Annotated in this window: 23 protein-coding genes; 5 read left to right on the plus strand and 18 right to left on the minus strand. The window is 67.3% G+C overall.

The features are described 5' to 3' along the window. Positions 1-252: TorF family putative porin (locus ASE28_RS33260; RefSeq protein WP_235516224.1), on the minus strand; the 252-nt coding region annotated here is incomplete at its 3' end. Between the two features lie 184 nt (positions 253-436). Here ASE28_RS33260 and ASE28_RS26550 point away from each other — a divergent pair. After that, entirely contained in the window at positions 437-1,414 is a 978-nt protein-coding gene (locus ASE28_RS26550) for a magnesium and cobalt transport protein CorA (RefSeq protein WP_057201578.1), read from the plus strand. A 49-nt stretch (positions 1,415-1,463) separates the two neighbouring features. Here the strand turns inward: ASE28_RS26550 and ASE28_RS26555 are convergent, their stop codons facing one another. Both ASE28_RS26555 and ASE28_RS26560 read right to left on the minus strand, forming a co-directional pair. Continuing rightward, entirely contained in the window at positions 1,464-2,432 is a 969-nt protein-coding gene (locus ASE28_RS26555) for a tripartite tricarboxylate transporter substrate binding protein (protein WP_057202438.1), read from the minus strand. Positions 2,433-2,542: 110 nt separating this feature from the next. After that, the gene (locus tag ASE28_RS26560) at positions 2,543-2,974 is read right to left on the minus strand and encodes an Lrp/AsnC family transcriptional regulator (RefSeq protein WP_057201577.1); all 432 of its coding nucleotides are present in this window, start codon (positions 2,972-2,974) and stop codon (positions 2,543-2,545) included. A gap of 124 nt (positions 2,975-3,098) precedes the next feature. On the opposite strand from ASE28_RS26560, the gene ctlX reads away from it, so the two are divergent. Further along, positions 3,099-4,025, plus strand: a complete 927-nt coding sequence (gene ctlX, locus ASE28_RS26565) for a citrulline utilization hydrolase CtlX (protein WP_057269139.1) — start codon at positions 3,099-3,101, stop codon at positions 4,023-4,025. Positions 4,026-4,106: 81 nt separating this feature from the next. Beyond that, positions 4,107-5,000, plus strand: coding sequence for an SMP-30/gluconolactonase/LRE family protein (locus ASE28_RS26570; RefSeq protein WP_057201575.1), 894 nt, complete (start codon positions 4,107-4,109; stop codon positions 4,998-5,000). Positions 5,001-5,016: 16 nt separating this feature from the next. Here ASE28_RS26570 and ASE28_RS26575 read toward each other — a convergent pair whose 3' ends face one another. The 4 genes from ASE28_RS26575 to uvrA form a co-directional block, all read right to left on the minus strand. After that, a complete protein-coding gene (locus tag ASE28_RS26575) occupies positions 5,017-5,364 on the minus strand; it encodes a hypothetical protein (protein WP_057269200.1) in 348 nt (115 codons plus the stop codon). Positions 5,365-5,512: 148 nt separating this feature from the next. After that, positions 5,513-6,013, minus strand: a complete 501-nt coding sequence (locus ASE28_RS26580) for a hypothetical protein (RefSeq protein WP_057269140.1) — start codon at positions 6,011-6,013, stop codon at positions 5,513-5,515. Positions 6,014-6,249: 236 nt separating this feature from the next. Beyond that, positions 6,250-6,972, minus strand: a complete 723-nt coding sequence (locus tag ASE28_RS26585; protein WP_057269141.1) for a hypothetical protein — start codon at positions 6,970-6,972, stop codon at positions 6,250-6,252. 224 nt (positions 6,973-7,196) lie between these two features. Continuing rightward, entirely contained in the window at positions 7,197-13,073 is a 5,877-nt protein-coding gene (gene uvrA / locus ASE28_RS26590) for an excinuclease ABC subunit UvrA (protein ID WP_057269142.1), read from the minus strand. Between the two features lie 181 nt (positions 13,074-13,254). On the opposite strand from uvrA, the gene ASE28_RS26595 reads away from it, so the two are divergent. Beyond that, the gene (locus tag ASE28_RS26595) at positions 13,255-14,373 is read left to right on the plus strand and encodes an ABC transporter substrate-binding protein (RefSeq protein WP_057269143.1); all 1,119 of its coding nucleotides are present in this window, start codon (positions 13,255-13,257) and stop codon (positions 14,371-14,373) included. A 157-nt stretch (positions 14,374-14,530) separates the two neighbouring features. After that, on the plus strand, positions 14,531-15,598 hold the full coding sequence (locus ASE28_RS26600) for an ABC transporter substrate-binding protein (protein WP_057269201.1): 1,068 nt from the start codon (positions 14,531-14,533) through the stop codon (positions 15,596-15,598). Positions 15,599-15,802: 204 nt separating this feature from the next. Here ASE28_RS26600 and ASE28_RS32635 read toward each other — a convergent pair whose 3' ends face one another. From ASE28_RS32635 to ASE28_RS26650, 11 genes are all read right to left on the minus strand, one after another. Next, positions 15,803-15,961: a hypothetical protein gene (locus tag ASE28_RS32635; protein ID WP_007858372.1), complete on the minus strand. Its 159-nt coding sequence runs from the start codon at positions 15,959-15,961 to the stop codon at positions 15,803-15,805. Positions 15,962-16,145: 184 nt separating this feature from the next. Next, complete coding sequence (locus tag ASE28_RS26605) at positions 16,146-17,816, minus strand: MFS transporter (protein ID WP_057269144.1); 1,671 nt, start codon at positions 17,814-17,816, stop codon at positions 16,146-16,148. Between the two features lie 247 nt (positions 17,817-18,063). Next, positions 18,064-18,717 carry a 2-hydroxychromene-2-carboxylate isomerase gene (locus tag ASE28_RS26610; RefSeq protein ID WP_057201568.1) on the minus strand — a complete coding sequence of 218 codons (654 nt, stop codon included), beginning with the start codon at positions 18,715-18,717 and terminating at the stop codon, positions 18,064-18,066. Then, the gene (locus tag ASE28_RS26615; RefSeq protein WP_057201567.1) at positions 18,714-18,983 is read right to left on the minus strand and encodes a DUF1289 domain-containing protein; all 270 of its coding nucleotides are present in this window, start codon (positions 18,981-18,983) and stop codon (positions 18,714-18,716) included. The genes ASE28_RS26610 and ASE28_RS26615 overlap by 4 nt, the downstream gene beginning before the upstream one ends. Continuing rightward, the gene (locus ASE28_RS26620; protein ID WP_057201566.1) at positions 18,980-19,504 is read right to left on the minus strand and encodes a YbaK/EbsC family protein; all 525 of its coding nucleotides are present in this window, start codon (positions 19,502-19,504) and stop codon (positions 18,980-18,982) included. The genes ASE28_RS26615 and ASE28_RS26620 overlap by 4 nt, the downstream gene beginning before the upstream one ends. A gap of 83 nt (positions 19,505-19,587) precedes the next feature. Next, positions 19,588-20,496 (minus strand): hydroxymethylglutaryl-CoA lyase, encoded by a 909-nt coding sequence (locus ASE28_RS26625; RefSeq protein WP_057269145.1) that lies wholly within the window; start codon positions 20,494-20,496, stop codon positions 19,588-19,590. Between the two features lie 29 nt (positions 20,497-20,525). After that, positions 20,526-20,999: a DUF3592 domain-containing protein gene (locus ASE28_RS26630; protein ID WP_057269146.1), complete on the minus strand. Its 474-nt coding sequence runs from the start codon at positions 20,997-20,999 to the stop codon at positions 20,526-20,528. Positions 21,000-21,035: 36 nt separating this feature from the next. Then, complete coding sequence (locus tag ASE28_RS26635) at positions 21,036-21,956, minus strand: glyoxylate/hydroxypyruvate reductase A (protein WP_057269147.1); 921 nt, start codon at positions 21,954-21,956, stop codon at positions 21,036-21,038. A 30-nt stretch (positions 21,957-21,986) separates the two neighbouring features. Further along, a complete protein-coding gene (locus tag ASE28_RS26640) occupies positions 21,987-23,999 on the minus strand; it encodes an acetyl/propionyl/methylcrotonyl-CoA carboxylase subunit alpha (RefSeq protein ID WP_057269148.1) in 2,013 nt (670 codons plus the stop codon). Between the two features lie 6 nt (positions 24,000-24,005). Beyond that, complete coding sequence (locus ASE28_RS26645) at positions 24,006-24,725, minus strand: DUF4126 domain-containing protein (protein ID WP_057269149.1); 720 nt, start codon at positions 24,723-24,725, stop codon at positions 24,006-24,008. 20 nt (positions 24,726-24,745) lie between these two features. Further along, positions 24,746-25,546 carry an enoyl-CoA hydratase/isomerase family protein gene (locus tag ASE28_RS26650; protein ID WP_057269150.1) on the minus strand — a complete coding sequence of 267 codons (801 nt, stop codon included), beginning with the start codon at positions 25,544-25,546 and terminating at the stop codon, positions 24,746-24,748. Positions 25,547-25,551: the final 5 nt, after the last annotated feature.

Below are 25,551 nucleotides of genomic sequence, written 5' to 3' on the forward strand. Positions count from 1 at the left end.
CTCGATGGAGTTGCGGGGCAGCCAGTCGACGCTGGAGTTCCAGTTGCCGACGTAGAAACCGGATTCGCCGAAGGCGTAGTCGAAGCCGCCCTGGATCGCGGGCTTGATGGCCCGGGCCTTGGAGGCATCCTGGTCCTGGCCACGGAACTTGTAGTTGGTGGTCAGGGTAACGCTGCCGGTGAGCTGGGCGCTGGCCAGCAGGGGAAACGCGGCCAGCAGGGCAACAGCGAAAGGGGTGCGGGGAAATTTCATGGCTTGCAATCAAACGCAGATGGACAGGGGATTGAGCGTAGGCAGGCGCCCATAAAGACCGCATAAAGACTTCGGCACCTGGCGTAAAGCTTTTGCCAGAAATGCCGCCCAGCCACCCGCGCGTACGCACCGCCATGCGATGCAATGGCAAGATCGTTGCCATCCCCCTGCGCCCGGAGCCGACATGCTGATCAACTGCGTTGTCTATGAAAACGGAACCAAGCTTGCCGACATCCCCGTCAGCGAGATCGGCGAGCACATCGCCTTGCCCAATTGCTTCGTCTGGGTGGCCCTGCACGATGCCACCGAACAGGAGCTGGCCAAACTGCAGCAGGCCTTCCACCTGCACCCGCTGGCCATCGAGGATGCCCAGCACGGCCACCAACGGCCCAAGGTGGAGGAGTACGGCGACTCGCTCTTCGTGGTGCTGCACCTGCTGGAGATCGATGGCCTGAACGCCACGCCGGCGCGCATCGGCGAGCTCAATGTCTTTGTGGGCAGCAACTACGTGATCTCGGTGCGCAACCGCAGCGAGCAGGGCTTCACCGACGTGCGCCAGCGCTGCGAGCGCGAGCCCGAACTGCTGGCCACCGGGCCGGGCTTCGTGCTCTACGCGCTGATGGATGCGGTGGTGGACCGCTATTTCCCCGTCATTGACGCGCTCGAAGTCGAGCTGGAGACCATCGAGCAGCAGATCTTCTCGTCCCAGGGCGAGGCGCGCGGCAGTGTGCAGCGGCTGTATGCGCTCAAGCAGCGGCTGACGGTGCTCAAGCATGTGGTGGCACCGCTGCTGGAGAGCGCGGGCAGGCTGCACGGCGGGCGCGTACCGCAACTGTGCAACGCCTCGCAGGAGTATTTTCGCGACGTGGTGGACCACCTGGGCCGCATCAACGCCTCCATCGACTCCATCCGCGACTCCATCGGCACGGCCATTCACGTCAACCTGTCGATGGTGACCATCGAGGACGGCGAGGTCGTCAAGCGCCTGGCCGCCTGGGCCAGCCTGTTCGCGGTGTGCACGGCCTTCGCCGGCATCTGGGGCATGAACTTCGAGCACATGCCCGAGCTCAAGTGGCGCTATGGCTATGCGGCGGCCCTGGCCGCCATCGGCGCTGCGTGCGGTTTCCTGTACTACCGGTTCCGCAAGGCCGGCTGGCTCTGACCCTCTCTGCGCCAAAGGTGCAGAGAGGGTCAGAGCCACCGCCTTCGGGTCAGGACGGCTTGGCCAGCCCCAGCTTCTCGACCAGCGCTTTCTCGCGTGCGAAGGTGTCCTGCGCAAACTTCTGGTAGGCCGAGGTGCTCATGTACATGGGCACCATGTCGTAGCGGGCCAGGGCCGTGCGGTAGCTTTCCTGCTCCATGGCCTTCTTGAAGGCGTCGTGCAGGCGCTTGACCACGGCGTCGGGCGTGCCCTTGGGCGCGCCGATGCCGAACGGCGAGTTCTGCACCAGGTTGAGTCCCAGCTCCTTGAGCGTGGGCGCATCGGGGAACTTGGCCAGGCGCTCGGCCCCCCAGGTGTTGAGCACGCGCAGCTTGCCCGCCTCGACCTGCGGCGCAAAGCCCGTGGAGTCGGCCGCGGCCATGATCTGCCCGCCCAGAATGGACTGCATCAGGTCGGCGCTGCCCTTGTAGGGCACATGCAGCAGTTCCAGCCCCAGTTGCTGGGCAATGAGCTCCATGGTCAGGTGCGGGCTGGTCATGGTGCCGGTGGAGCCGTAGCTGAGCTTGCCGGGATTGGCCTTGGCCCAGGCCACGAAGTGCGTCCAGGTCTTGAGCTGCGAGTCGGCGGGCACCACCAGGCCGAAGGCGTAACCCGTCACGTTGAGCACGTAGGCGATGTCCTTGACCGGGTCCCAGTTGATCTTGGTGGTGTAGGGCAGGCGGAACACACCGAGCGGAATCTGCGCCACGGTGTAGCCATCGGGCGCCGCGCTTTGCAATTGCTGCGCGGGCAGCGTGCCACCGGCACCGGGCTTGTTTTCCACGATCACGGGCTGGCCCAGGATCTTGCCGGCGCTATCGGCCAAGGAGCGCATGGTGATGTCGGTGGGCCCGCCCGCAGGGAAGGCGATCACGAGCTTGATCGGCTTGTTCGGAAAGCTCTGGGCACGGGCCAGCAAAGAGGCGGGCGCGGCCACTGCGGCGGCACCCCACTGGATGATCTGGCGGCGGCGTTGCATGGTGGGATCCTTGGAAGACATAGATCCCTGCATTGGACTGCAGTCCCGCCTGCATGGGCATGCAGGAAACTCCCTAGCTCCTGTCGCCAATGAGGCACTCCTTGTCTGGCTCAGGCCTTGTAGGTCGACAGCAGGATGCTGGTCTCGGTGTTGCCGATGCCCGGCGTGAGGCGAATGCGCCCCAGCGCCATGTCGAAGGCCTCCAGGCTCTCGGCCCGCACCTCGGCCACGATGTCCCAGCGGCCATTGGTGCTGTGCAAGGTGCCTACCGTGGGCTCGCCGCGCAGCGCGCGAATGACCTCGGGCGCGGCATTGCCCTCCACGGCGATGCTCATCCAGGCGCGTATGCGCTGGGGCTCAGAATCCGGGCGCAGGCGCACGGTGTAACCGGTGATCACACCGCTGTCCTCCATCTTGCGCAGGCGGTTCTGCACCGTGCCGCGCGATACGCGCAGCTTTTGCGCGAGCACGGCCACGGGTGTGCGGGCGTCGGTGCGCAGGATGCCGATGATTTCGCGGTCGGTGTCGTCGAGATTGCTCATAGTGATTAAGTGAAGTGGCATTGCGCCAATTTTCAGCGCATTTTGACCAGTTTGATGACTGTTGTGTAGCACGGGCTCCCTGGAGAATTTCCGGCACCGCCCTGCATCCACCCGCCTGACTTCCATGCCCCATCCCTCCGCCCAAGCCCCGTGTGCCGCCGTGATGGTGCGTCCGCTCCGTTTTCACCCCAACCCCGAAACGGCGGCGGACAACGCCTTCCAGTCGCGCTCGGCCCAAACGCGCGACGCCATCGCCCGCAGCGCCGACGCCGAGGTGACCGCCGCCTCGGCCCAACTGCAAGCCGCCGGTGTGCGCGTGCACCTGTTCGACGACACCGGCGAGCGCGATGCGCCGGACGCGGTGTTCCCCAACAACTGGTTTTCCACCCACGCTGGCGGGCATGTGGCCCTGTACCCCATGTTCGCCGAGAGCCGCCGGCGCGAGCGGCGCGCAGACGTGATCGAGATGCTCAAGGCCGAATACCGTGTGCAGGATGTGATCGACTACTCGGGCCTGGAGCAGGACGGCATGTTCCTCGAAGGCACCGGTGCCATGGTGCTCGACCACATCGCGCGCGTGGCCTACACCGCGCAGTCGAACCGCGCCAACCCGGTGGCGCTGGAGCGCTTTTGCACCCACTTCAACTACGAGCCCATGGCCTTCGCCACGGCCGATGCGCAGGGCCGGCCCTGCTACCACACCAATGTGATGCTGTGCATCGGCACCGACTTTGCGCTGGGTGGCTTCCACCTGATCAGCGACCCAGCGCGCCGCCAGGCCGTACGGGACCGCCTCGCCGAATCGGGCCGCGCGCTGGTGGAGCTGAGCGCGCAGCAGATCGGCGACTTCGCGGGCAACGCACTGGAGCTCTCGGGCGCGCAGGGGCGGGTGCTGGCGCTGTCGGCGCGCGCAGCGGCCAGCCTCACCGCCGAGCAGAAAGCCGTGATCGAGCGCAGCGCCGCCCTGCTCCCCCTGGCCGTTCCCACCATCGAACTCGCTGGAGGTTCGGTGCGCTGCATGCTGGCAGGCATCCACCTGGCGCGCAGGTGACAGCCTCGCGCTCCATGCGGTCTAGGATGAACGGCGCCGCAGGATCGACCCAACCACAACGACCGCAGGAGACACGACACCATGGCCACTGCCTTTTCCACCCTGATATCGGGCTACAGCTTTCTCGAGGCGCCGCGCTGGCGCGACGGCCGCCTCTGGCTGTCGGACTTCTACACGCACCAGGTGATCGCCACCGACATGGCGGGCCAGGTGGAAAAGATCACCGAGGTGCCAGGGCAGCCCTCGGGCCTGGGCTGGCTGCCAGATGGGCGGTTGCTGGTGGTCTCCATGCGCGACCGCCGTCTGATGCGCCTGGAGACCGACGGCACGCTGGTACAGCACGCCGACCTGTCGACCATTGCCACGGCCAACACCAATGACATGGTGGTGGACCGGCATGGCAATGCCTATGTGGGCAATTTCGGCTTCGACCTGATGAGCGGCGCCACGGTGAGCACTGCGCGCCTGGCGCGGGTGGCGCCCGATGGCACCGTGAGCGTGGTGGCCGACGGCCTGTTCTTCCCCAACGGCGCGATGATCACGCCCGACGGCGGCACCCTGATCGTGGCGGAGACGCTGGGCAACCGGCTCTCCGCCTTCAGCATAGCGGCCGACGGCAGCCTGGGGCCGCGCCGCGACTGGGCCACGTTTGCCCCCGCGCCCGAGGGCCAGGAGCTTTCGGCCGTGATGGCCCAGCTCAAGGTGGCGCCCGATGGCGCAACGCTCGACGCCGAAGGCGCCGTCTGGGCCGCAGACGCCCTGGGCCACCGCGTCCTGCGCGTGGCCGAAGGCGGCAAGGTGCTGGCCGAGGTTTCCACCGGTGACATGGGCGTCTACGCCTGCACGCTGGGCGGGCCGGACGGCAAGACCCTGTTCCTGTGCACCGCCCCCGACTTTGCCGAGCATGCACGCAAGGCCGCCCGCGAAGCCGCTATCTGGACCACCCAGGTGGATGTACCCGGCGCAGGCTGGTAGCAAGCCCAGGCCCTGTTCAGCGCGGCGGTGCCTCGGCGTGCAGCTGCGCGTCACAGCCCACCCCGGCGGCAATCGAGCGCCGGGCCCACGCGGCCATGGCCCGCACCATCCAGGGATGGGTGAAGCCGGTCACCCCGCCCGGATCGGCCACCATGCCGCACAGGTAGCGGCCCTCGCCATCGCTCCAGCGCAATGCGGCGCACGCGCCGGTACGCCGGCGCGACACCAGCACGCCCAGCGGGCAGGGCTCTGCCAGGCAGCACAGGCCGCAGCCATTGCAGGGCGCGCCCTGCGCCGGCTTGGGCGGCGCCTCGGGGTGCAGCCACACCACCTGGGGCGATGGCGAAGGGGGTGAGGGCGACATGGTGATGGGGCGGGGAAAGCCACTCATTGTGACGGCGCCGCCGAAAAAAAGAGGCCCCGTTCACCACTGAGATGAACGGGGCCAATGACCGGTGGGAGGGGACTCGCCGGCCGAGGGGGAAACAAATTGGAGGCCGATGGCGCGCGGGTCAGCAGCCGAAAGGCCGGTTGGGGCGCATGGGAATGACCCCGCTGACCTGCAGGGTGTTGCCCGACGCGTCGGTGGCCGTGAGCGTCTTGCTGGTCAGGCGCACCTGGTTGCTGTCGCGCGCTACCGAGGTGTCCACCGGGTCGCCATTGCTGTACTCCTTGCCGGCAAAGGTCACGAAGATCTGGTGCAGGCCGGTGGCATCCGGGCGGTAGCGCACGTCGCCGAAGGCGGTTTCGCTGGAGCCCACCTTGTTCGCACCATCGAAGCGGAAAGTGCACAACTCGGGTACCGAGCCCACGGGATTCTTCTTGTCGACCTCGGTCAGGTTGAGTGCGCCGTTGCCATACACGCCATTGAGCCCAGGCAGAGTGGCGTTGCCCACCGTGAGCACGCCAGGTTCGCTGCTGGGCGTGGGATCGTCGCTGTTGCCGCCGCCGCAGGCAACGAGCAGCGCGCTGGCGGCAGCAATGGCAGAACAGGTCTTGAGAAGGGAGTTCATGGCGGGCAGCTTTGTCTTGTGGTGGTAGATAGCATCGTAGGAGCGAGTTCCTGCCAACTGCGTGCGGCAACACCCATGCCTTGCGTAGGACCGGTGCCTACAGCCCAATGCGAAGGCTGAAACAAGAAAGCCCGACTCCCATTGCGGAAGGCGGGCCAACTGGCCGATCGGAGACTGAAGACCGGCCGGGGGAAGAGGAAAATCCCGATGCGTGTGGGAGAGCCTGCACCGCCAGTTCAGCAATTGGCATTGCGGGTGGCGTGCAGGGGAATGATGGCCGTCAGCTTCAGGGTGTCGGTCGATCCATCGGTGGCCCCCATGGTCTTGCTGGTGAAGCGCACCAGGTTGCCGCTGCGGTCCACCAAGGTGTCCACGGAGTCAAGGCTGGCGTATTCCTTGCCATTGAAGGTCAGGTAGGCGAAGTACAGGCCGGTGGCCGAAGGGCGGTAGGTGATCTTGCCGGATGCCGTGGCAACGGCAGGGCTCACCGCATCAGCGGCCGCGCCGGTGAGCGAAACGGGTGCAGTGATGTTGCCCACCACAGCAGCCTGTGTGGTGGACGTGCCGACGATGGACACGGGCGTAGTGGTCGTGCCCACCGTCGCAGTACCCGTCGTGCCTGTGGTGGCGCTGGCAGTGGCGGCAACGTCCACCTTGTCGGCCCCCTTGAACTGGTAGGCACACACGGCAGGCTTCGCGCCCATCGCTTGCTGGTAGTACACCTCGGTCAGCGTGAGCTGCCCGCTGCCGTAAACGCCGTTGAGGCTGGGTACGGTTGCATCGGTAACGGTCAGAACGCCGGGCTCGGTGCTGGGATCGGGGTCGGCGGCGAGGGCGACTTCGCTGCTGCTGGTGCTGCTGAAACTGCCGCTACCGCCGCCACCGCCACCACCGCCGCAGGCGGTGAGCAGTACGGATACGAGGGCCAGGGCAGTCAGGGTTTTGGTGTGTGAGGTCATGGCAGTAGGCGGGTAGTTAGGGGGTGGGTCAGGGCTTTTGGGCTTGGCGCCTATCCGCCGTTACCCATGGAACGAAGAGTAGGTTTTTCCCCGCGCCGGCCGCGTGCGCCGAGTTCCGTGCCTCCCGTAGGACGTCGCCCAACCCTTGCGTGGGCCCTGCCCTTGTCTCCTGTCCCCATCCCAGCCGCTGCGTCAGAGGCCCGCGCACTGTCCCCTCAACCCCCTCAGCGCGCCAGCACCGGCGCCAACGCCACCCCTGTGTGCGTGCCCATTTGCACCACCGCTTCAGGCGCCGCGGCGGCCACGATGCGGCCACCCTCCTTGCCCCCTTCGGGTCCCAGGTCGATGATCCAGTCGGCCTCGGCGATCACGTCCAGGTCGTGCTCGATCACCACCACGCTGTGCCCGCCATCGACCAGGCGGTGCAGCACGCGGATGAGCTTGTCCACGTCGGCCATGTGCAGGCCCACCGTGGGTTCGTCGAGCACATAGAGCGTGTGCGGTGCCTTCTGCCCACGGCGGCCCACCTCGTCGCGCACCTTGGTTAGCTCGGTCACGAGCTTGATGCGCTGCGCCTCGCCGCCCGAGAGCGTGGGCGAAGGCTGGCCCAGCGTTAGGTATCCCAGGCCCACGTCCTTGAGCAATTGCAGCGGGTGCGCAATGCTGGGCATGGCGGCGAAGAAGTCCACGGCTTCGTCCACCTCCATCTGCAGCACGTCGCCGATGCTTTTGCCGCGCCAGGTCACGGCCAGCGTCTCGGGGTTGAAGCGCGCGCCGTGGCAGGCCTCGCAAGGCACCTTCACGTCGGGCAGAAAGCTCATGGCGATGGTGCGGATGCCCTGGCCTTCGCAGGTCGGGCAGCGGCCCTCGCCGGTGTTGAAGCTGAAGCGCCCGGCGGCATAGCCGCGCGCCTTGGCCTCCAGCGTCTCTGCAAACAGCTTGCGGATGGTGTCCCAGAAGCCGATGTAGGTGGCGGGGCAGGAGCGTGGCGTCTTGCCGATGGGTGTCTGGTCCACTTCCAGCACCCGGTCCACCGACTCGAAGCCCGCCAGGCCCGTGCAACCCACCAGGGCCGGGGCCTTGCCCGCATCCATGGCGTCGCGCCCGGCCTTGGTCGAGCGCTGCTGCACCCAGGCCTGCACATTGGTCAGCAGCACGTCGCGCGCCAGCGTGGACTTGCCCGAGCCGCTCACGCCGGTGACTGCCACCAGGCGGTGCAGCGGCACGGTGGCCGTCACGTTCTGCAGGTTGTGCAGGTGCGCGCCATGCACGGTGAGCCAGCGGATGGCGGCTCGCGCCTTGGCATCGTCCAGCGCCTGTGCAGTGAGCGCTGCGGCCTGCGCGGCGCGCTTCTTCACCGCCGCGCTTTGCCGGCCCTTGGGCGTATCCACGGGATCGCCCAAGGCGGCATCGGCGGCGCTCAGCGCGCTCGGCAGCATGCTGCGGCGCAGCTGCAGCGGGTGCTTCATGGCGTGCAGCAGGTAGCGGCCGGTCTGCGAATCTTCGGCGGCCGTGATGTCGGCCACGCTGCCTTGCGCCACCAGGCGCCCGCCGCGCTTGCCCGCGCTCGGGCCGATGTCGATGATGTGGTCGGCACGGCGGATGGTGTCTTCGTCATGCTCCACCACCACCAGCGTGTTGCCCTTGTCGCCGAGCTTGTGCAGGGCGTTGAGCAAAATCTGGTTGTCGCGCGCATGCAGGCCGATGGTGGGCTCGTCGAGCACGTAGCACACGCCCTGCAGGTTGCTGCCAAGCTGTGCCGCCAGGCGGATGCGCTGCGCCTCGCCGCCCGAGAGCGTGGGTGCGCCACGGTCCAGCGTGAGGTAGCCCAGGCCCACCTCTTCGAGGAATTCGAGCCGGCTCTTGATCTCGGGCACCAGGTCGCGCGCAATGTCTGCCTCGCGCCGCGTCATGCCGCCTTCGATCTGCAGCGTCTCGACCCAGCGGCGCACGTCGGTGACCGACAGGGCCGCGATGTCGGTGATGCCGATGCCCGCAAAGCGCACGGCGCGCGCTGTGGGGTTCAGGCGCGTGCCCTGGCAGCCGGGGCAGGCGGTGTCGGCCAGGTCTTCGACCTCGGGCTCGGCAAAGGTCTGCTCACGGCCTTTTTCCTTGTCGTCCTGCACCGAGTCGTCGAAGACCTTGCGCTGGTCCTTGGTGAGCTTCACGCCCGTGCCCACGCAGTCGGGGCACCAGCCGTGCTTGCTGTTGTAGCTGAACAGGCGCGGGTCGAGTTCGGCATACGAGGTGGCGCACACCGGGCAGGCGCGCTTGGTCGAGAAAGCCTGCAGCGTGCCGATGGCCGCCGTGGGCGTGCCGGCGACCATGGCCTCGCGCAGTCCTTCGAGGCTGCTGAGCACGTGCACCACGCCTTTACCATGCGTGAGTGCCTGGGCCAGCCATTCACGCAGCAGCGCCTCGCCCTCGGCCGACACGTCGATGCTGGCCACAGGCAGCTCGATGGTGTGCTCCTTGAAGCGGTCGATGCGCGGGAAACCCGTGGTCGGCAAGAAGTTGCCATCCACCCGCAGGTGCGTGAAGCCGCGCGGGCGCGCCCAGTCGGCCAGCTCGGTGTACACGCCCTTGCGGTTCATCACCAGTGGCGCCAGCAGACCGATATGCTGGCCGCGGAAAGTGCGCATCAGCTGCGCGGCAATGCTCTCGGGCGTCTGCGGCTGCACGGCCGCGCCGTCCTTCACGCAGTGCTGCGTGCCGAGCTTGACATACAAAAGGCGCAGGAAGTGCCAGACCTCGGTAGTCGTGCCCACGGTGGACTTGCGCCCGCCGCGCGACAGCCGCTGCTCGATGGCCACCGTGGGCGGAATGCCGTAGACGGCATCCACCTCGGGCCGGCCTGCAGGCTGCACGATGCTGCGCGCATAGGCGTTGAGCGATTCGAGATAGCGGCGCTGCCCTTCGTTGAACAAAATGTCGAAGGCCAGCGTGGACTTGCCCGAGCCGCTGACCCCGGTGACCACGTTGAAGCGGCCACGCGGTATGTCCACACTCAGGTTCTTGAGGTTGTGCTCCTTGGCGTTGATGATCTCGATGGCGTTCTTGGAGGTATTGGCCTGGCCGGTATGGGCCAGGCGCTGCTGGTTGCGCAGCACCGCCGCCTTCTCGTGCACCGAATGGCCGCCGGCGCCCAAGGTCAGTTCGTAATCGCGCAGCGCCTGGCCGGTGTGCGAGGTCGCGTGCTGGCGCACGTCCTCGGGCGTGCCCTCGGCCACCACCAGGCCGCCGCCGTCGCCGCCCTCAGGGCCCAGGTCGATGAGCCAGTCGCTGGCGCGGATCACGTCCAGGTTGTGCTCGATCACGATCAGCGAATGGCCTGCGTCGATGAGCTTGCGCAGCGCACGCATGAGCTTGGCGATGTCGTCGAAGTGCAGGCCCGTGGTGGGTTCGTCGAACAGGAACAGCGTGCCCTTGCGCGCAATCGCCTGGCGCGACTTGGCCGCCGTGCGCGCCGCCTCGGCCAGAAAGCCAGCGAGCTTCAGGCGCTGTGCCTCGCCACCCGACAGCGTGGGCACGGGCTGGCCCAGGGCCACGTACTCGAGCCCCACGTCGACGATGGGCTGCAGCGCACGGATCACGTCGCGGTCGCTGGCGAACAGGTCGGCGCCTTCGGCCACGGTGAGGGCCAGCACGTCGGCCACGTTGAGCGCGCGGCCACCGCGCTCGATGGTGACCTCCAGGATCTCGGGGCGGTAGCGCTTGCCATCGCAATCGGGGCAGCGCAGGTACACGTCGGAAAGGAACTGCATCTCCACATGCTCGAAGCCCGATCCGCCGCAGGTCGGGCAGCGCCCATCGCCGCTGTTGAAACTGAACTTGGCGGCGGTGTAGCTGCGCTGCCTGGCCAGGGGCGCCACAGCGAACAGCTCGCGGACGCTGTCCCACGCGCCCACGTAGCTCACGGGGTTGGAGCGCGCAGTCTTGCCAATCGGCGACTGGTCCACGAACACCACGTCCGACAGGTGGTCGGCGCCGAGCATGCGGTCGTGCGCGCCCGGCGAATCGGTGGCCTTGCCGAAGTGGCGCAGCAGCGCAGGGGCCAGCACGTCCTGGATCAGGCTCGACTTGCCCGAGCCGCTGACGCCGGTGACGGTGACCAGGCGCTGCAGCGGGAACTCCACCGACACATCCTTCAGGTTGTGCTCGCGCGCCCCTTCGAGCACCAGGCGCGGCGTGGCCTCGGTCACCATGCGCTTGAAGCCGAAGCCCACGTGCTTGCGCCCGCTCAGGTAGGCACCCGTGAGGGTGTCGGCATGGCGCAGGTCGGCCGTGGTGCCGTCGAACACAATCTGCCCGCCCAGGCGGCCCGGGCCGGGGCCCATGTCGATCATGCGGTCGGCCGCGAGCATCACGGCGGGGTCGTGCTCGACCACCACCAGGGTGTTGCCCGCATCGCGCAGGCGCAGCATGGCCTCGGTGATGCGGTGCATGTCGCGCGGGTGCAGGCCGATGCTGGGCTCGTCGAGCACGAACAGGGTGTTGACCAGCGAGGTACCCAGCGCGGTGGTCAGGTTGATGCGCTGCACCTCGCCGCCGCTCAAGGTGCGGCTTTGCCGGTCGAGCGTGAGGTAGCCGATGCCCACGTCGCACAGGTATTTGAGGCGCGTGGTGATCTCCTCGAACAACAGCTTGAGCGCTTGGGCATCGCCTTCGTTGCCCTGCCCGCCAGCGGCCACGAAGTCGATGCGGTCGAAAAAGCGCCGCAGCCGGTCGATGGGCAGCAGCATCAGGTCGTGCAGGCACAGGCCCGGCAAGGCTTCAAGCTGGGCGCGGCTCCATTGCACGCCCTCGGGCATGAAGCGCAGGCCGGGCTCGAGCACTGCATCGGCCGCGTCCTTGCTGCCGATGCGCCACTGCAGGCTCTCGGTCTTGAGGCGCGCCCCGGCACAGGTGGGGCATGGGGTGTAGCTGCGGTACTTGGACAGCAGCACCCGGATGTGCATCTTGTAGGCCTTGCTCTCCAGGTATTCGAAGAAGCGCTTGATGCCGTACCACTGCTTGCTCCACTGCCCGTCCTTGTAGCCGGGCGTGCCGCCGATGACCCACTTCTTCTGGTCCTCGGTCAGCTTGTACCAGGGCGTGTCGCGCGGCACACCTGCCGCCTCGGCGTGGCGCATGAGGTCGTCCTGCGCCTCTTTCCATGCCGGGGTCTGGATGGTCTTGATGGCGCCAGCGCGCAAGGTGAGCTTGTCGTTGGGGATCACCAGGCCGTAGTCCACCCCGATCACGCGGCCGAAGCCGCGGCAGGTCTCGCAGGCGCCCACGGCGGAGTTGAAAGAAAACATCGACGGGATCGGGTCGCTGTAGCGCAGGTCGCTGTCGGGGCAGTGCAGCCCGGTGGAAAAGCGCCACAGCTCGGGCTCGGCCTCGGGCGCATCGGCCAGGCGGTAGACATTGAGGCGCCCGGTGCCGCGCTTCAAGGCCACCTCGATGGCCTCGATCACGCGCGCCTTCTCGGCGTTGCCCAGGCGAAAACGGTCGGCCACCACGTCCAGCAGCTTGCGCGGGCCGGTGGGCGTGGCCACCTCGCGCTCGGCCTGCACCTTGGTGAAGCCGCTGGCCGACAGCCACTGCTCGACCTGGTCGGCCGAGGTGTTGGCGGGCAACTCGACCGGGAAGGTGAGCACGACACGCGGATCACCGCCTGCGGCGCAGCGGCGCTGCAGCTCGGCGTAGATGGTTTCGGGGCTGTCGTGGCGCACCGGCTGGGCGGTCTCGCGGTCGAACAGCTGGCCGGCGCGCGCGAACAGCAGCTTCAGGTGGTCGTTGAGCTCGGTCATCGTGCCCACGGTGGAGCGCGAGCTGCGCACCGGGTTGGTCTGGTCGATGGCGATGGCCGGCGGCACGCCTTCGACCTTGTCCACGGCCGGCTTGTCCATGCGGTCCAAGAACTGGCGCGCATAGGCGCTGAAGGTCTCCACGTAGCGCCGCTGCCCTTCGGCATACAGGGTGTCGAACACCAGGCTGGACTTGCCCGAGCCGCTGGGCCCCGTGACCACCGTGAGCTCCCCGGTTCGGATGTCCAGATCCAGGTTCTTGAGGTTGTGCTGGCGTGCGCCGCGGATACGGATCAGTCCCTGGGTCATGGAGGCAGTCTTTCGAGGGTGAGGCGGGACATTCTAGGCACCGCCACGGGCTTCGTCCGGCGCCTGCGCAATAGCCCCTGATGGCGCATCTGCTGACATGTCCTGTCACAGCATCGGGTTATGCCGGTTCGCAAACGGGGCGCTTCTGTTTAGAGTGACCAGATAATTCAAGGAGACAACCATGAACACCACATGGAAACAATGGGGGACCGCAACCGTCCTCGCTGCGGCGCTGTGCGGCATGGGCCATGCCCAGCTCCTGATCGGGCAGACGGCAGGCTACTCGGGCCAGGTGGCGGCGGGCGTGAAAGAAACCTCGGACGGCGCGAAGCTGTTCATTGATGCCGTCAACGCCAAGGGGGGCGTCAACGGGCAGAAGATCGAGCTGGTCTCGATGGACGACAAGTTCGACCCCAAGCTGGCCGCCGAGAACGCCCGCGTGCTGATCGAGGACAAGAACGTGCTGGCCATGTTCCTCACGCGCGGCACGCCCCATACCGAGGCCATGAGTCCGCTGCTGGACAAGCACGGCGTCGTGCTGGTCGGCCCCTCGACGGGGGCCATGGTGCTGCACCAGCCGGTGCGCAAGAACATCTTCAATGTGCGTGCCACCTACCAGCGCGAGGCCGAAAAGGCCATGACCCACCTGGCCTCCATGGGCATCACCCGCATCGCGGTGATGTACGCCGACGACAGCTTTGGCGCCGACGGCGTGACGGGTGCCCAGAAAGGCCTGGCCGCCAGCAAGCTGACCGCCGTGGTACTGGAAAAGTTCGACCGCGCCAAGCCGGACTTTGCCCCGATTGCCGCCAAGGTCGCCAAGGCCCAGGCGCAGGCCGTGCTGATGGTTGCCTCGGGTTCGGCCGTGGTGGATGCCGGCACCGCGCTGCGCGCCGCGGGCTCGGGTGCGCAGATCGTGACCCTGTCCAACAACGCCTCGGGCGGCTTCATCAAGAGCCTGGGGCCCAATGCACGCGGCGTGATCGTGACCCAGGTGTACCCCAACGAGCGTGCCGTCACCTACGGCATGGTCAAGGAGGCGCAGGAACTGGCCAAGGCCAAGGGCGTGGGCGACATCAGCCCGGCCATGCTCGAAGGCTTTGCCGCCGCCAAGGTGCTGGTCGAGGGCCTCAAGCGCGCCGGCCCCAAACCCACGCGCGAGAAGATCCAGGCAGCGCTGGAAGGCATCCGCAAACTCGACCTCGGGGGTCTGGAGCTGAGCTACAGCCCCGACGACCACACGGGTCTGGACTTTGCCGACCTGTCCATCATCGGAACGGACGGCAAGTTCCGCCGCTGAGCCCGGTCTTGTGGACGGGGTGGCACCCGCAGCCCATTTTGGCTACCATTTGTCACACCTTCATCCTACACTGCCACGCACCTCCGTCAGGGTCCCCATGAAGAACGTTGCCGCCATCCACCCCTTCACGGCCAGCGCCGTCTTTGCCCTGCTGGCCATGGGGGGTGCGGCGCATGCGCAGATCCTGATCGGCCAGACGGTGGGCGTGACCGGGTCGGCCGCAGCCACCGTGCAGGAGTCCATGAAAGGCGCGGCACTTTATATCGACCACATCAACGCACGCGGTGGTGTGGCAGGGCAGAAGGTCGAGGTCATCACGCTTGATGACAAGTTCGACCCCAAGCTGACGCTGGAGAACACCCGCACGCTGATCGAGCAGCGGGGCGTGATCGGCCTCTTCATGACGCGCGGCACGCCCCACACCCAGGGTATCGCGCCGGTGCTGGAGCAGCACGGCGTGCCGCTCATCGGCCCTTCCACAGGCGCCATGGTGCTGCACAAGCCGGTGCTCAAGTACGTTTTCAACGTGCGCGCCACCTACCAGCGCGAGGTGGAAAAAGCCATCACCCACCTGAACACCCTGGGTATCCGGAAGATCGGCGTGGTGCACGTGGACGACACCTTCGGGGCCGACGGGCTGGCAGGCGCCCAGGCCGGCTTCAAGGCCAACGGCATCGAGGCCCTGTTCATCGAAAAGTTCGACCGGGCCAAGCCCGACTACTCCGCCATCGCGCCGCGCGTGGCACAGAAGCAGCCCCAGGCCGTGGTCTTCGTCGGCACCGGTGCCGCCGTGGTGGACGGCATCAAGGCGCTGCGTGCTGCGGGCGTCACGGGGCAGATCGTGACGCTGTCGAACAACGCCTCGGGTGGTTTCGTGAAGGCCCTGGGCGAAAGTGCGCGCGGCGTGGTGGTGACGCAGGTCTTCCCCTCCGAGCGCTCGGTGAACTACGCACTGATCAAGGAGGCCATGGACCTGGCCAAGGCCGGTGGCGTGAGCGAACTGACCCCGGCCATGGTGGAGGGCTTCGTGAGTGCCAAGGTGCTCGTGGAAGGCCTCAAGCGCGCCGGCCCCAAGCCCGATCGCGCAAAGCTGCACGCGGGCCTGGAGGGCATCCGCAACTGGGACATGGGTGGACTTACCCTCTCCTACAGCAGTACCGACCATTCAGGCCTGGATTTCTCGGACCTCTCCATCATCGGCACCGACGGCCGCTTCAAGCGTTAAACGCGGATTGCTTGAGTCTGCCTCTCGTCAATGGTGCATGACGATAAGGCTGTGGCATAGGCCCATGGTCTATGAAACTGGCGCGGCCCATGCCAGTGCTCCCGCGCAAGGGCCGCCCCGCCGCGCTGGGAGCGTCCCCCTCCCGACTCGCATTGCGAGTCGAGAGAGGGGTGAAGGCGCGAAGCGACTCAGGGGGTGCTTTTTTTAATGCGCTGCGCTGGCCCCGGAGGCAGGTGCGGCGGGCACATGCAGGGAGTCGCCGCCATGCTGCTCGCCACCCATGTCCACCTTGTCACCCGCCTTCATGATGACGAACAGCGACAGGGCCGCAAACAGCACGAATCCGACAACGATCTTCCACATGGCTCATATCTCCTGAATTTGCAAGGACCGGTCCGAAAGCTTTTCGAACAGGTTTTAAGGGGCTTGCTTGGTTGCTTGCTCAACAAAAGGGCCTCGCAGCGCCGCATGGTGCGTGCGAGGCCCTTTTCTGGAACACAGTGCCTGCCCCGGGGGAGGCGCGCACTGGTCGCAGTTGCCGTAATCGTCAGTCGTTGGCGTAGATGTCCACGTCCTTGGTCTCGCGGATGAACAGCGTGCCTATCACCAGGGTCATGCCCGCGATGATGATGGGGTACCACAGGCCGTTGTACATGTTGCCGGTCTGTGCCACGATGGCGAAGGCCGTGGTGGGCAGCAGGCCGCCGAACCAGCCGTTGCCGATGTGATACGGCAGGCTCATCGAGGTGTAGCGGATGCGGGTCGGGAACATTTCCACCAGCATGGCGGCAATGGGGCCGTACACCATGGTCACCAGCAGCACCAGCCAGAACAGCAGCACCACCGTCAGAACCTTGTTGGTCTTGGCAGGGTCGGCCTTGGTCGGGTACCCGGCGATCTTCAGGTCTTCGGCCACTTCCTTCTTGAAGGCCGCGATGGACTTGGCAGAGGCTTCGTCGAACTTGAGGTTCACCACGGTGCCGGTAGGCGCCTCGACGGTCTTGGTACCGATCTTGACCACGGCTGGGGAGCCTGCGGGGCCTGCCACGTTGTCGTAGCTCACCGAGTTCTGCACCAGGTAGCGCTTGGCGATGTCGCAGGAAGTGCGGAAGTCGATCTCACGGGCCACCGGGTTGCCCTGGAAGGAGCACGAGGCAGGGTCGGCCGTCACCACCACGCCGGCCGTGGCCTGGGCCTTGGCCAGGTCAGGGTTGGCGGCTTCGGTCAGCGCCTTGAAGACAGGGAAGTAGGTGACCACGGCCAGCAGGCAGCCGGCCATGATGATGGGCTTGCGGCCGATCTTGTCCGACAGCGTACCGAACACCACGAAGAAGGGCGTGCCCAGCAGCAGGGCGGCGGCGATCAGCAGGTTGGCCGTGGTGTTGTCCACCTTCAGTTGCTGCGTCAGGAAGAACAGTGCATAGAACTGGCCCGAGTACCAGACCACGGCCTGGCCGGCGGTCAGGCCCACCAGCGCCAGGATCACGATCTTCAGGTTCTTCCACTGGCCGAACGACTCGGCCAGGGGGGCCTTGGAGGTCTTGCCCTCGGCCTTCATCTTCTGGAAAGCCGGCGATTCCGACAGCGACAGGCGGATCCACACCGAGATGCCCAGGAGCAGGATGGACACCAGGAACGGAACGCGCCAGCCCCAGTCGGAGAACACCGCCTCACCCAGGCTCAGGCGCACGCCCAGGATCACCAGCAGGCTCAGGAACAGGCCCAGCGTGGCCGTGGTCTGGATCCAGGAGGTGTAGGCACCGCGCTTGCCGTGCGGGGCATGCTCGGCCACGTAGGTGGCGGCACCGCCGTACTCACCGCCCAGTGCCAGGCCCTGCAGCATGCGCAGCGCGATCAGGATGATGGGGGCGGCCACGCCGATGGTGGCGTAGCTAGGCAGCAGGCCGACGATGAAGGTCGACAGGCCCATGATCAGGATGGTGACCAGGAAGGTGTACTTGCGCCCGATCATGTCGCCCAGGCGGCCGAACACGATGGCGCCGAAAGGCCGCACCAGGAAACCCGCCGCGAAGGCCAGCAGCGCGAAGATGAAGGCTGCGCCCGCATCCAGACCGCTGAAGAACTGCTTGGCAATGATGGCTGCGAGCGAGCCGTACAGATAAAAGTCGTACCACTCGAAAACGGTGCCGAGCGACGAAGCGAAGATGACCTTCTTCTCTTCGGCGGTCATCGGCCGCGGTGCGGGATGGGTTGCCATGGTTTGTCTCCTGTGTGATGTATTCAGACCGCCCTCTGGTGCGGCTGCCCACATTCTTGGAGATTGCACTGACCCCCCTCTGACACGAAACCAACAGGGCCTTTCACCAAACTGACCGCGCTCTGACAACTTAAGGTGAAACCCTTGCGCCCGCTTTCAGCATGCGAGAAGGCGAGCACGGAGGGCGGTGTTTACCCCGACAGGCTGACAGGCACGCTGTCAGGAAGCGCCGGCCAGCCCACCGTCATCAGCCCTTGGTCGCGAGACCCGAAGGGAGCGCCGCAACACCATCCCAGTCCGACCCCTCAAACCAGGCATCGCCATCGAGGTAGGCACGCAGCATGGGCAGGCCATCGAGCCCCCAGAACAGCTTGCCATCGACCGCGAAGGCGGGCACGCCGAACACCCCGGCAGCCTGGGCGGTCTCGGTGTTGGCACGCAGCAGCGCCTTGGGGGCCTCGCTCGCAATGTCCTGGCCGGGCCGCAGCTGCTCGGCCAATGCGGTGGCCAGATCGGCCATGCGCGCCGGGTCCAGCGCGTCCTGCCCGCCCAGCCAGACATGGCGCAGCACGGTGCCAGCCACGTAGCGGTTGATGGTGCCGTCATCGCTGCAGGCCAGCGCCTGGCGCAGCAGCGGCAGCGGGTTGAAGGGGTGGCGCGCCGGCATCTGCAGGCCGATGCCGTGGGCGTGGCCGAGCCAGGTCACATGGCGGTAGGTCCATTCGCGCTTGGGCGCGATGCCGGCCGGGCCCGGATTTGCGTGCTGTGCCAGCAGGGCACCGAGCAGCACCGGTTGGTAGGCCACGCTGTAGCTCAGGCCCTCCAGCACCTCGGGGAGGCGCTCGAAGGCCAGCCAGGCATAGGGCGAAATGAAGTCCAGGTAGAACGTGATGCGTTTCATGGAGATATCCCCTTGGCGTCAAACGGAGCGATGCCCGCGCGCAGCAGCAATTGCGCCCAGATGGTACGGCGCACGGCGCTATCGGCGCCACCCCAGATGCGGATCTCGTCCAGCGTGCGAAAGCAGCCCTCGCAGTGGCTGCGGTCGGGCGACATGCGGCACACCGAGATGCAGGGCGAGGGCATGGGCTCCTGGCTGCGGGCGTCGAAGTGCCCAGCCACGCCGATCTGGCGGGCGTGGTTGGCCAGCAGCTCGACCGGGGTCATGCCGCTGCAGGTGGCACAGTTGGTGCGGGCTCCTGCACCACGTCCACCACGGGCGCCCCGGTCAGGCGCGTGAGGTCGTTCGGGTGCAGCGGGAACACGCTGTGCGGATGCCCTGCCGCCGCCCACACCACGTCAAAGCGCAGCAGGTCGCGGTCGATCAGCGTGACGGGCGGCGTGGCATGCGCCAGCGGCGATACGCCGCCGATGGAAAAGCCGGTGCGTGCCTTCACGAACTCGGCATCGGCCCGGCCGACCTTGCCCACGTGGGCTTCGACCTTCTTTTCGTCCACGCGCCGGTCGCCCGAGGTCACCACGAGCACCGCCGCGTCGTCGCTCTTGCGCCGAAAGATGATGCTCTTGGCCACCTGGCCGACGAGGATGCCCAGGGCATCGGCCGCCTGCTGGGCGGTGCGCGCTGCGTCGTCGAGCATCTGCGGCATGTGGGGATGGCCCTGCGCCTGCAGCGCCGCTGCCACCCGTTGCACGCCTTCCGGCAAGTTCTTCAGTTCCGCTCCGCACATATCCAAGGTTCCCGCACTGGTCATGGTGGGGCGGCACGGTGCCGCCCTCTGGTCCCCCATTGTCGGGCCTTCAGGCCCCGTGGTCAGCCCGCCCGCTTGGTCAGCAGGGCATTGGCCGCGCGCGAGTTGGGCTTGCGGTTCAGAAAATTGCTGATGTAGGCGCCCGCATCGATGAGCTTGTCGAGGTCGATGCCGGTATCGATGCCCATGCCGTGCAGCATGTAGACCACGTCTTCGGTGGCCACATTGCCCGTGGCGCCCTTGGCATAGGGGCAGCCGCCCAGGCCTGCCACCGAGGTGTCGTACTGCCACACACCCATCTCCAGCGTGGCCAGGGTGTTGGCCAGGGCCTGGCCGTAGGTGTCGTGAAAATGGCCAGAGACGTCGTCGATGCCGTAGTGCTGCAGAGTGGCCTCCATGGCCCGCTGCACCTTGCGTGGTGTGCCCACGCCGATGGTGTCGGCCACGCCCACGTGCTGCACACCGATGCCCTTCATGAGGCCGGCCAGGTAGGCCACGCGCTCGGGCGCTATCTCGCCTTCGTAGGGGCAACCCACCGTGCAGCTCATGGCACCGCGCACATGGATGCCGGCCGCCCGCGCGGCCTCGACCACGGGGGCAAAGCGCTCGATGCTCTCCGCAATGGAACAGTTGATGTTCTTCTGGCTGAAGGCCTCGCTGGCCGAACCGAAGACCACGATTTCGTCGGGACGGTCAATCACCGCGGCTTCATAGCCCTTGAGGTTGGGCGTGAGCACCGAGTAGACGATGCCCGCCTGGCGCGCAATGCCTTCCATGACCTCGTGGTTGTCCGCCATCTGCGGCACCCACTTGGGCGAGACATAGCTGGTGACCTCGATGTTCTTGAGGCCCGCATCCTGCAGGCGGTGCACCAGGCCGATCTTGATTTCGGCCGGTACGGGGGATTTCTCGTTCTGCAGGCCGTCGCGCGGACCCACGTCGACGAGTTTGACTTTGGCGGGGATGCTCATGGGGAATTCTCCGATGGGGATGTGGGTGTTCAGGCCGTGGAAGCGGCCATGGCCGGCTTGGGCCGAAGCCGCAACAGCAGGCAGCCGAGGGCCATGCCGACGAGGCCCGCCAGCAGCATGGCGATGCCGATGAAGCTTTTGATCCAGCGGGAGCTGCTGATCTCGGCCTGCAGCGGGTCCTTGGCGGGGTAGCGCACCGTGACGGCTTCGCCGATGGCGTGCTCTGCCTGCAGCCTCCGCAGCACCGGATCGGTCACGTGCAGGGTGCGGCCGTCATGGGCCGTGAACTCCACCACGCTCTTGCTGCCTTGGCCCAGACGCCCTTGCGTGCCCACGGTGCCCGGCACCAGGGCCACCACCCGGCCCTGGGCCGAGCGCATGTCGCCCACCAGATTCAGGCTCACGGCCAGCAGCCAGGCAGCGCCCAGCGCAGACAGCGCACCCGGCAACAACAGGAACCAGCCGAGCAGGCCCAGGAACGGGCGGAGAAAGGAGGTGGCCATGGCGTGGTTGCCCGGTGCGTCGGTGCCCTGCGAACCTCAGTATCCGCGCCCCGGATCCACGATCCCGGCCACCGCCTCGCCGCGCTGCAGCGCCGCCATCTTGCCCGCAATCTGCGCAATGCTCTCCTCGCGCAGCGTGCGCGCCGAGGTGTGCGGCGTGGCCGCGATACGCGGGTGGTTCCAGAACGCATGGCCGACGGGCAGGGGCTCGTGGCGGAACACGTCCAGCGTGGCGCCGGCCACATGTCCGCTGTCGATCAGGGCCAGCAGGTCCTCTTCCACCAGGTGCGCCCCGCGCGCCACGTTGACGACGTAAGCGCCAGGCTGCAGGCGCGAGAGGGTCTCGCGGTCCATGATGTCTGCAGTGTCCGGCGTGAGCGGCAGCAGGTTCACCAGCACACGGCTGGCAGCGAGAAATTCGTTGAACCCGTCGGCACCGCTGAACCCGCGCACGCCCTCGATGGCCTTGTGCGAGCGGCTCCAGCCATTGACCGGAAAGTCGAACTGCGCCAGCGCCCGCGCCACGCGCTCGCCCAGCACGCCGAGCCCCATCACGCCGACCGGGAACTCGCTGCGCAGGCGCGGCTTGCGGTAGCCCCAGCGGCCGGCCTGCATATCGGCCTCGTAGGCGTCGAACTCGCGGAAGTGGCGGATGACGGCGTGGCACACATACTCAGCCATCTGCACGGCCATGCCGGCATCGTCGAGACGCACCACGCGCACGCCGGGCGGCAGGCGCAGCTTGAGCAGCGCATCCACGCCCGCGCCGATGTTGAACAGCGCCTTCAGGGCCTGCTGCTCGTCCATGAACTGCTGGGGCGGCGCCCAGACGACGGCGTAGTCGGCCTGGGGTGCACCCGGTTGCCAGACGGAGATGGAGGCGTCGGGCAGGGCCGCCTGCAGGCCTTGCAGCCAAGGCTCGGCCTTGGTATCGGTACAGCAAAAAGTGATGTTCATGGGCCGTAAGCGTACCGCGCCTGCAGGGAGTCAGGCAGCAGTTGCCACCAGCTTGAGCAGCTCGGCGCCTTCGGCCACCTGGTCGCCGGGCGCATAGAGCAGCTCCTGCACCACGCCGTCCACCGGGGCTGCAATGGTGTGCTCCATCTTCATGGCCTCCATCACGGCCAGGGCCTGGCCCTTGGCAACCTTGTCACCGGCCTTGACGGCGAACGACACGACCTTGCCGGGCATGGGGGCCGTGAGGCGCCCGCCCTCGGCTGCCGCTTCACCGGAATGGGCCAGCAGGTCGATGGCCACGATCTGCGTGGCACCCACGGGCGTGAACACATGGTCCACCTCGCCCTGGGCGTACACGGCGGCACGCGTGCGCTGGCCGGCGAACTGCAGGTCGATGGCATCGCCCACGGCGGCGAACACCAGCGGCCCGGCCACCTGGGCAGCGCCCTCGCCCACCGCCAGGTGCAGGCTGCCGCCGCGCTCGTAGGTCAGCCAAGCCTTGGCATGCTCGCCACCAAACTCGAACTCGAAGCGGCGCTGCACCACGCCATGCGTATGGAAGCCATCGCGGCGGCTGAACGGGTCAGCGCCTTGCTCCGCGCGCTCGTGCAGCAGGGTCTGCGCCACGGCGCTGGCGGCGGCCAGCGGCAGGCCCACGTCCTCCCGCTTGAACAGCACGGCCTGCTCGCGCGGGATCAGCGCCGTGTCGAGCTTCGCCTGGGCGAACGAATCGGTGCGCGCCACGCGGCGCAGGAACTGCACATTGGTGGCCAGGCCCACGATGTGGGTCTGGGCCAGGGCCTCGTCCAGGCGGGCCAGGGCCTGCTCGCGCGTGTCGCCGTGCACGATGAGCTTGGCCACCATGGAGTCGTAGAAGGGGCTGATGGCATCGCCCTGGCGCACACCCGAGTCCACGCGCACCGTGCCACGCTCGAAGGCCACGTGGGACGGCAGGCCGTAGACATGCAGCGCACCTGTGGCGGGCAGGAAGTTGTTGTCGGGGTTCTCGGCGCAGATGCGCGCCTCGATGGCGTGGCCGGTGATGCGCAGCTGGTCCTGTGCCAGCGGCAGCGGCTCACCCCCAGCCACGCGCAGCTGCCACTCCACCAGGTCCTGGCCGGTGATGGCCTCGGTCACGGGGTGCTCCACCTGCAGGCGGGTGTTCATCTCCATGAAGAAGAAGTTCATGCTGCCGTCAGGCCGCTGCTCGACGATGAACTCCACCGTGCCGGCGCCCACGTAGTTCACGGCGCGTGCGGCGGCTACGGCGGCATTGCCCATCTGTTGGCGCATGGCCTCGGTCATGCCCGGGGCCGGTGCTTCCTCCAGCACCTTCTGGTGCCGGCGCTGCACCGAGCAGTCGCGCTCGAACAGGTAGACGCAGTTGCCCAATGTGTCGCCAAACACCTGAATCTCGATGTGGCGCGGGCGCTGTACGTACTTTTCGATCAGCACCGCGTCGTCACCGAAGCTGTTGATGGCCTCGCGCTGGCACGAGGCCAGGGCATCGGCGAACTCGGCCGCCGAATCCACCGCGCGCATGCCCTTGCCACCGCCACCGGCGCTGGCCTTGATGAGCACCGGGTAGCCGATGCGGTCGGCCTCGCGCTGCAGCAGGGCCGGGTCCTGGTCGGCACCGTGGTAGCCGGGCACCAGCGGCACACCGGCCTTCTCCATGAGCTGCTTGGACTCGGCCTTGAGCCCCATGGCCTGGATCGCCGAAGGAGGCGGGCCGATGAACACCAGGCCCGCGTCGGCGCAGGCCTGGGCGAATTCCTCGTTCTCGCTCAGGAAGCCGTAGCCCGGATGCACGGCCTGCGCACCCGTGGCCTTGGCGGCGGCGATGATGCGCTGCCACTGCAGGTAGCTTTCCTTGGGAGCACTGCCGCCGATGTGCACGGCCTCGTCGCACACGGCCACATGCTTGGCACCGGCGTCTGCATCGGAGTACACGGCCACGGTCTTCACCCCCATGCGGCGGGCGGTGGCAGCGACTCGGCAGGCGATCTCGCCGCGGTTGGCAATAAGAATCTTGTTAAACATAGGGTTTCAAACCGCCTTAGCGGGCGCCGAAAAAAGAGAAGACAAGCGCCGCAGCACGGCGCGCAGAAACTTGAAGAGCACCACCAGCAGCAGCACCGAGACCACCAGCATCACCACCAGCACCACACCGAAGGTCACCGGGTACTGCGTGGCGAGCCAGACCACGCCGACCACCAGCCCGTCCTCAAGAAAGGACAGGCCCCAGTTGGAGAACGGTTCGGGCGAGGTGTTGGCCGCAGCGCGCGCCGTCATCTTGGTGGCCAGGGAGGTGGCGGCCAGCGAGCCCCCCATCAGCCCGCCCACCAGCCCCATGGTGGCGCTGTCAGCGCCGAACACGCCGGCCGCCAGCAGCGCCCCGGCGGGCACCCGGATAAAGGCATGCACGGCATCCCACAGGCTGTCGAACCATGGCACCTTGTCGGCGAAAAACTCCACCACCAGCATGCAACCGCTGACCGCCAACACCATCGGGCTCTGCAGCACCGCCAGGCCCGGCGGCAGCGGCAGCCAGCCGGCCCAGCCCATGGCACCGACCATGAAGACCACGGCATACAGGCGCACGCCGCTGGCCCAGCCCAAAGCCGCCGCCAGGGCCAGCAGGCCGGGCATGTCGAGCTGCTGGGTGGCGCGGGCCACCCCGCCGGCCACGTCGCGTGCGGTACCCGCATCCACGTGCAGGCCGATGGTGTGCAGCCACTGAACGATGCTGAGCCAGAGTGCGTCCATGGGGATTTCCAGTCAGAAGATCAAACGGCCAGCCAGGCGGGCTTGCGCTTTTGCAGGAAGGACTGCACGCCCTCGCGGCCTTCCTCGCTGGCGCGGATGTCGGCGATGCCCTGTACCGTGGCGTCGATCAGCTGTGCGTTGATTTCGCGCTCAGCCACGTCGATCACCAGCTTCTTGCAGGCACGCACGGCTGCGGGGCTGGCGCTGGTGAGCGCCTTGAGCAGTTCGTTGACCTTGGCGTCCAGCGCCTCCATGCCCGGGTCGGCCGCCACCACCTCGTGCACGAAGCCGATGCGCAGCGCCTCGGCTGCGCTGAAGCGCTCGGCCGTGAGAAAGTAGCGGTGCGCCGCGCGCGCACCCATGGCGCGGATCACGTAAGGGCTGATGGTCGCAGGGATCAGGCCCAGCTTCACCTCGCTCAGGCAGAAGCCCGCCGTGTCCACCGCCACCGCCATGTCGCAGGCGGCCACCAGGCCCACGCCGCCGGCGTACACATCGCCCTGCACACGCGCGATGGTGGGCTTGGGGCATTCGTAGATCACGCGCAGCATCTCGGCGAGCTTGCCTGCGTCGGCGACGTTCTCGTCGCGCGTGTAGTCGGCCATGCGGCGCATCCAGTTGAGGTTGGCGCCCGCGCAGAAGGCCGGGCCCTCGGCCGCCAGCACCACGGCGCGCACGTCGGCGCGTGCGCCCACCTCGGTGAAAGCGGCGGTGATCTCGGCGATGACTTCGTCGCTGAAGGCGTTGCGGATCTCGGGCTGCGTGAGCGTGATGCGCGCCACGGCGCCTGCATAGGTGATGGCGAGGTTGTTCGTTCCCATGGCAA

The sequence above is a fragment of the Acidovorax sp. Root219 genome, assembly GCF_001428665.1.
Classification (GTDB): Bacteria; Pseudomonadota; Gammaproteobacteria; order Burkholderiales; family Burkholderiaceae_C; genus Acidovorax.